The sequence below is a fragment of the Paramesorhizobium salinisoli genome (assembly GCF_003335045.1).
In the GTDB taxonomy this organism is placed as follows: domain Bacteria; phylum Pseudomonadota; class Alphaproteobacteria; order Rhizobiales; family Rhizobiaceae; genus Paramesorhizobium; species Paramesorhizobium salinisoli.
In genome coordinates, this window is record NZ_QOZG01000049.1 from 1 (window position 1) to 4,818 (window position 4,818).

General features: G+C 53.7%; 6 protein-coding genes and 1 pseudogene. 6 read left to right on the forward strand and 1 reads right to left on the reverse strand.

Translation table 11 applies throughout. From position 1 onward, the window contains the following. The 5 genes from DUT91_RS27220 to DUT91_RS24465 form a co-directional block, all read left to right on the forward strand. On the forward strand, window positions 1–278 hold a 278-nt coding region (locus DUT91_RS27220; RefSeq protein WP_281032644.1), incomplete at its 5' end, for an ATP-binding cassette domain-containing protein. 892 nt (window positions 279–1,170) lie between these two features. Next, window positions 1,171–2,127: a hypothetical protein gene (locus DUT91_RS24450; RefSeq protein WP_114442987.1), complete on the forward strand. Its 957-nt coding sequence runs from the start codon at window positions 1,171–1,173 to the stop codon at window positions 2,125–2,127. A 488-nt stretch (window positions 2,128–2,615) separates the two neighbouring features. Continuing rightward, window positions 2,616–2,834, forward strand: coding sequence for a hypothetical protein (locus tag DUT91_RS24455; protein ID WP_114442989.1), 219 nt, complete (start codon window positions 2,616–2,618; stop codon window positions 2,832–2,834). A 159-nt stretch (window positions 2,835–2,993) separates the two neighbouring features. Continuing rightward, window positions 2,994–3,194, forward strand: a complete 201-nt coding sequence (locus DUT91_RS24460; RefSeq protein WP_342634479.1) for a type II toxin-antitoxin system RelE/ParE family toxin — start codon at window positions 2,994–2,996, stop codon at window positions 3,192–3,194. Between the two features lie 12 nt (window positions 3,195–3,206). Continuing rightward, the gene (locus DUT91_RS24465; RefSeq protein ID WP_114442991.1) at window positions 3,207–3,491 is read left to right on the forward strand and encodes a HigA family addiction module antitoxin; all 285 of its coding nucleotides are present in this window, start codon (window positions 3,207–3,209) and stop codon (window positions 3,489–3,491) included. 273 nt (window positions 3,492–3,764) lie between these two features. On the opposite strand, the gene DUT91_RS24470 is transcribed toward DUT91_RS24465, so the two are convergent. Next, entirely contained in the window at window positions 3,765–4,364 is a 600-nt protein-coding gene (locus tag DUT91_RS24470) for an RHE_PE00001 family protein (protein WP_114442993.1), read from the reverse strand. A gap of 330 nt (window positions 4,365–4,694) precedes the next feature. On the opposite strand from DUT91_RS24470, the pseudogene DUT91_RS24475 reads away from it, so the two are divergent. Next, window positions 4,695–4,818 (forward strand): annotated as a pseudogene (locus DUT91_RS24475) (LysR family transcriptional regulator); the annotation flags it as partial.

Sequence of the window (4,818 nt, forward strand, 5' to 3'; positions counted from 1 at the left end):
ATCCGCACGAGTTTTCCGGCGGGCAACGGCAGCGCATTGCCATCGCGCGGGCGATGATCCTCAAGCCCAAGGTCGTCATCCTCGACGAACCGACCTCGGCGCTCGACCGCTCGGTGCAGGGGCAGGTGATGCCACGCGGCTGCGACGGCTTCGGCGCCGGCAGAACCACCACCAGCGCCGCCGAAATCAGGAAGCCGAACACCGTGCCGGCGAACAAATTGTGGAAGGAAGTAAAGGTGAGCAGCGCGGCGTGGCAGGAGCAATTTTCATCGCAGTGATTCCGCGCTCCTTATCATCGAAGGTAGTCAGCGTCCATACGCTATAATACATCAGATAACACAGGTCAGTTATATGTTAGTTCTATTATATTACTTTAACTAAAAAACTAAAATGCAATAGAAGATATCATCGTTTTATAGGTATATTTTACAACGATATTTATCCGTATGAGGTGTTTTAATGGCAAACTCTTATAGTAATATGTATGCCACGAGCGTGGAATTTGGCCCCTCCAGGGATAACCAAATATTAACGGGATTTTCTAGCCATAAGCCGAACCGTCAATTCCAAACACTGCTCGTAGATCCATCAAAAACTGCATATCAATACGCTACCATGGTGAGTTGGGCATTAGTGCACGGAGCGACTATGACGGTCTCAACAGATGGTAATGTTGATGAGGGCACGGGCGCGCGATTTATAACCAAACTTCAAATGCCCAAGTCAGGATTGCCGTAATTCAGGGTGAACTATGCGGAGTGATAGCAGTGGTGGGGTTTTCACAGTTTTTGAATAAATTTCTAATTAAACCCAGTAAAATTGGAGCTAAAAATGGCAGACACTGAATATACAGGTGTATATGTAACGACTGTTACATTCGGACCAGATGTAGACATTACCTGCGGGCACTCCTTTCAACGAGCCGCCTGGCATCTGCGCCCGGTTCACCAGAGGCTTTTCGAGTACCTGAAGCCATCGCCGACTTCCAGGCAATGATCCGCAGCATCCACTATTAGCTATCGAATATTCTCTATCCGCTAAAGTATTTCTCATAAGTATACCATGGCAGAAAAATACTCTTGAGTATTTTCGTGTGGAATCTACGGTGTATAGATAATAATTTATCACAATAAAAATATTATTGCGTAACCACGAAGCAGGCGTAAACCGATGAGCGAATATCTTTATTATACAACGGCATTTGCAGAAACTGGCATCGATGACGACGAATGGAGCACCCCGTCCCCGGTACCCAAGACCAAAAGCCACGCTCGTCCAGCATTGGCCCATTTCCAAGGCAGAGTGTGGTGTGTGCATCGCGGCGGAGGGAGCGACCTCGGGTTGTATTCTAACTCATTTAAATACGCTGCCCCCGGGGTTGCAGGCGGTGGATGGAGCGGAGACACGCCAATCCCCAATCAGAAGAGCGCTGACGGGCCGGCGCTGGCAATACTCAATGACCAGCTATGGTGCGTGTATCGTGGCGGGGCTCCAGGGCACAACAATCCGCAATTGTACTACACCTATTACGATGGCAACAACTGGAGCGATGCCCAGGATATTCCCAAACAGATGAGCGATTCCGGGCCGGCGCTGGCCGTATTTAATGATCAGCTATGGTGCGTGTATCGTGGCGGCTCCCCGGATGTCAGCAACCAGAACCCGCAACTGTACTACACCGTCTGGGACGGTCAGAATTGGAGCGACGCCTCGGAGATCCCCAAACAGATGAGCAATAAGGGGCCGGCGCTAGCTGTGTTCAAGGACCAGCTTTGGTGTGTATACCATGGCGGGGCTCCTGATCACGACAATCCGCAACTATACTACACGATCTATGATGGCCAGAACTGGAGCAATGGCCAACCGATCACCAATGCGCTCAGTGATGGAGAGCCGGCGCTGGTCTATGACTCTCGCGTTGATGAGCTGGTCTGCATGTGGACGGGCGTCGGGAGCGACATGAAAATGTATTACTCGAACAGGCAAGAAAAATCCAGCAGTTGGCCGACAGCCCGGATTGTAGAAGGGTGCTACAGCCTTCACGGACCGGGATTAACCGAGTTTAAATTCAAATATAAAAATGACTCCTATGATTTAATCATGTGCGTCTTCCGGCAGTACGGATGACCCGGCGCGTGTGTGGATGCCCCCGGTTTGGCAAGAAGATTTTTTGACGGTAGTCCGCGAACGAGGAATTCTATCAGTCGTGTGTTAGGCCCTTGATGGGGCCTGATTAGCCACGGGCCGGGATGCAGTTCGAAGAGCAGGGACCACAGCGAACCATGAATATCGCCCCATTCGGACGGAAGAGCTGATGATATGCATAGCAGCAATTGCGGGACGGCACCGAAGGTCACATGCCGCAACTCGACGTCATCAGCATAACCCGCAGTCCGCGCCGCCGAAAACACGCTGGCAATATGGAGTGCCTGACGGTCGTCGGTGCAGTAAGGCGCGCTGAAGGCATGGGAGTTAAGAGGTGCACCTGTCTATGCGCAGCTCGCGCTCGCCGCCGTGGTCGCGGACCTCGACCCGAACAGGGTAATGAATGCTGCTCAATCGGGTGAATCTGAAATTTCAACAATGCCCACAAAGGCACGAAGGGAGAGTTGACGATGAAACCGTGGGCTATCAGCTTGAATGGCGACATTTTAGGTCAAACACTTCTGGCCTATGACGGCCAAAGCGTCGCTGGCGACAGTCGTGAAGCGATGCGCTTTGATAGCGAGGAAGAAGCGACGGCTTATATCCAGGATAACGGCCCAGCTATCCAATTGGTCGGTCGAGATCCCGTCCCTCAATGGGTGATGCCAACCGGCCACACGCATCACTAGATGCCACATCCAGAAGAGGCACGAACGCACTGGCTGATATTTTTTCTTGTAGCGTGAGGCGTAACGCGCTACATGTCGGCGATGATAATCAGCTTCCGCCACAAGGGCCTCAAGCGCCTGTATGAAACAGGCTCAACCCGTGGGGTGTAGGCAGCACACGTGCCCAAACTCAAGCGCATTCTGGCAGCGCTGGATGCCGCGACCAAGCCGGGAGAAATGGACCATCCGGGCTATCGGCTCCATCCTCTGCATGGCGATCTGGAAGGCCATTGGGCCGTATGGGTCAACGGCAATTGGCGGGTCACATTTCGCTTCATCGGCTCCGACGCGGAACTGGTCGATTACATTGACTATCACTGAAGGACGAAGATCATGATGAAGAACCATCCCCACCCAGGCGAGCTTCTGCGCGAAGACGTGCTGATACCGTTGGGCATCGAAGTCACGGAAGCGGCGCGCCGGCTCGGCGTGTCCCGGACCACGCTGTCGCGTGTCATCAACGGCCATGCCGGGATCAGCCCCGATCTCGCAATCCGGTTGGAACAGGCCGGTGTGAGTTCGGCTCGCTTCTGGATGAACTTGCAGGCAAATTACGAACTGTCGAAGGCGCAGGAGCGTGATCTGCCAGTCGTGCGGAGATTGCAACCGGCTGCGTAGATCAGCGGTCGCGGTTCCAATACCGCGTCGGCTCAAAGTTTAGGAAGCCCTCGGTTTCCAAGTAAGGCACGATACGATGATCCGTTCGTGTATACAGCGACATCCCCCATGTTTATTGGCAAGCCGTACTGATCGCTCTCATACTACCGGGGAGCTATATTCCCGACCACTAAGCGATAATCAAACCGCCATTTTTGCGGTGATTTTTACCTTGATTATCATGTCGTATTTTGGAAGCGGAAAGCTGTCGAAGGCGACGGTAGCACGATCTGATTAGATCACCCCCCATGCCCGAAACCTTCCCCTACCCGTCAGCTCGCGCAGATTTAGTTCGCCGACCAGATTGAGCGCACCTTGTTTCGAGATTTTTAGCTGCTCCTGGATCATACCGGTGGAAACCAGCGGACGAGAGAGGACCAACTCGATGAGGTCGGGGAGTTTTGAGCTGACGCGGCGTTGCTTGAGTCGCCGCTCCATCTGGGTTTTCGCCAGCACCAAGCGATCGTGCTCTTTCAAACCGGCCAGAGCCATCTCTTGAATTGCGTCGAGGGAAGCCAGCAGCCGATGGCTGCGATTTCGTGCCCGCCTCCGTTCCCGGGGGATGCTTTTGGCACCGAGATGCAGGCTGGCGAGATGGTGCGTGGCAAGCCCTTCCTGCCGCAGCAGTGCGGCCACGAGAAGCGGCCCGAGCCAGGCGCCGCGTTGAAACACCTCGATCTCGGACCAGGCTTCGAGAAGGATCGCCGCCCGCAGGACAACCGGTAGATCACGTGTCTCGGCGATCACGTCCTGCCATTCGACGAGGCGGGCATCCTCGTCCCAGTCGATATCGTAGACCAGATCCAGCCGCTCGTCCGAGCGTGGCCCCTTCATTGGCAATCGCCCCCGCTTAAGATCTGTCACTCGGCACTTAATTATGAGAACGCGGTATCAATGATTTCAGATAGATAGGCCGGCACATAAATTGAGAATGGGCAGTTAATTTGATAATATTTCTTTGAATTGCCACTTAATGCGAGAATAACGCGCCAATATTTCCGGCCTCAAAACCATCTCATGGAGAAGCTTATGGCCCGCGTCGACGGCTTAAGCCTCCTCGCAGATGCAGTTAATTTGAGAATCGAACGGCCGGCATTCTCATAATTAGGTGCCCAACGCGAACCAAACAGCCGAATTCTTGTCATTAGCTGCCAAGTGACACCTGCGACATTCAGTATCGAGCCAGTCCTTGCATTGTCGTCGCTCATCATGGTTCGGGATGCGGTGCGGGCAGGGGTCGGCGCTGCACGCCTGCCGATCTCCCTGGTGAGCCACGATCTTGCTGACG

Excerpts from the sequence above, each read along its gene's own strand:
- DUT91_RS24450 (WP_114442987.1), top strand. The coding sequence starts at position 1,171 with ATGAGCGAATATCTTTATTATACAACGGCATTTGCAGAAACTGGCATC.
- DUT91_RS24455 (WP_114442989.1), top strand. The coding sequence starts at position 2,616 with ATGAAACCGTGGGCTATCAGCTTGAATGGCGACATTTTAGGTCAAACA.
- DUT91_RS24465 (WP_114442991.1), top strand. The coding sequence starts at position 3,207 with ATGATGAAGAACCATCCCCACCCAGGCGAGCTTCTGCGCGAAGACGTG.
- DUT91_RS24470 (WP_114442993.1), bottom strand. The coding sequence starts at position 4,364 with ATGAAGGGGCCACGCTCGGACGAGCGGCTGGATCTGGTCTACGATATC.